3 protein-coding genes are annotated in these 1,223 nt (G+C 62.1%); all 3 read right to left on the bottom strand.

Annotation, left to right across the window (positions count from 1 at the left end):
• A partial coding sequence (locus tag AC5ZGW_RS46340) for a transposase domain-containing protein (protein WP_496114175.1) occupies positions 1 to 286 on the bottom strand: 286 nt, incomplete at its 3' end.
• Positions 287 to 339: 53 nt separating this feature from the next.
• Positions 340 to 690, bottom strand: coding sequence for an IS66 family insertion sequence element accessory protein TnpB (tnpB, locus tag AC5ZGW_RS46335; protein ID WP_130231958.1), 351 nt, complete (start codon positions 688 to 690; stop codon positions 340 to 342).
• Positions 687 to 1,139 carry an IS66-like element accessory protein TnpA gene (tnpA, locus tag AC5ZGW_RS46330; RefSeq protein WP_130231960.1) on the bottom strand — a complete coding sequence of 151 codons (453 nt, stop codon included), beginning with the start codon at positions 1,137 to 1,139 and terminating at the stop codon, positions 687 to 689. Before tnpA ends, tnpB begins: the two co-directional genes overlap by 4 nt.
• Between the last annotated feature and the right edge of the window lie 84 nt (positions 1,140 to 1,223).

The raw sequence follows: 1,223 nt of genomic DNA, 5'->3' as shown, positions 1-1,223 counted from the left end.
TCACGTCGTCGTTGGCGGCCGGACCAGCCGCCTGCGCCGTGATGGTGAAGAGAGATAGCTGTCCGGGATCCAGTGTCTCGGACCGGGGACCGAAGATCGTGCGCTTGTACTGCGACAGGATCACCAGGAGCTTGTCGTTCTCCTGGATCGCAGCATCGCGCTGGGCGATCGCTGCATCACGCTCAGCCGCCAGCGTGCTGCATTCCGCCGACAACACGGCAAGCCGTGACGACAGCGCCGTCACGGCTTTCTGGAGCAATGCTGGATCGGAAGGCAAATCAATCATGCAGCGCGTTCTACTACAGCTCAGCATGAATGCCGAACTACTCTTGATGATGATCAACCAGCTCGTGTTGGTTGATCCACAACCCGCATCGGCACACGCTTCCAGTCCGAGCCGTCGAGCAGCACCGAGAGCTGAGCATGAGATAGCGGCATGACGCCTTCCTTGATCGGCGGCCAGCTGAACTGCCCTTCGATTCTCTTGTAGTAAAGAACAAGGCCGCTTCCGTCCCAGGTCAGGATCTTCACGCGATCTCGGCGCTTGGAGCGAAACACCCACAGCCCGCCGTCGAACGGATTGGCTCCAAACGCTTCGCTCACCAGCATCGCCAGCGAGTCCATGCCGCGACGGAAATCGACCGGCTGCGTCGCGATCCAGATCGATAACCCAGCGCGGAGCCCGATCATCGGCCAACCGTCCTGACTGCCGCAAGCACCTCGCAGAGTGCTCGCCGGTCGACCGTTCCCACGACACGGATGCGAACCACGCCGACGTCGATCTCAATCGCCCCCTGCTCCTCGCATGGCGGCAATTTGCCCCCGCAGCCCGTGATCGCGACCGGCACAAAGCCTGATGGCACGCCTCCATCCCTGCGCTCCGCGAGCTTCGCCCGCGTTGCCTGACGACGCCAAAGAAACAACAGGCTCGGGCTGATGTCGTGTCGCCGCGCCACCCCGGAAGCGCTTGCACCCGGCGCGAAACTCTCCGCGACAATCGCCGCTTTCGCATCGGTCGACCAGCGCCGTCGTCGGCCGGTCCCCGTGATGATCTCGACGCGCTGCAGCGTGTCGGAGCCGTCCTCAAGGATACGCGCATGCCTATCCTTATCGCCATCCTTACAACTATCTTTTGACATGGTGACCTCGTGACGAAACAATCCACGAGATCTTCCTAGCCGACCAGATCAGCCCTCAGTGCGTGGTCGCCGGATGACGCTCAC

This window comes from Bradyrhizobium sp. Crot121 (assembly GCF_059512385.1).
This window is presented reverse-complemented; position numbering and strand designations above follow the sequence as displayed.

Bases quoted from the DNA above. Each gene is read 5' to 3' on its own strand.
- tnpA (WP_130231960.1), bottom strand. From the start codon at position 1,139: ATGTCAAAAGATAGTTGTAAGGATGGCGATAAGGATAGGCATGCGCGT.
- tnpB (WP_130231958.1), bottom strand. From the start codon at position 690: ATGATCGGGCTCCGCGCTGGGTTATCGATCTGGATCGCGACGCAGCCG.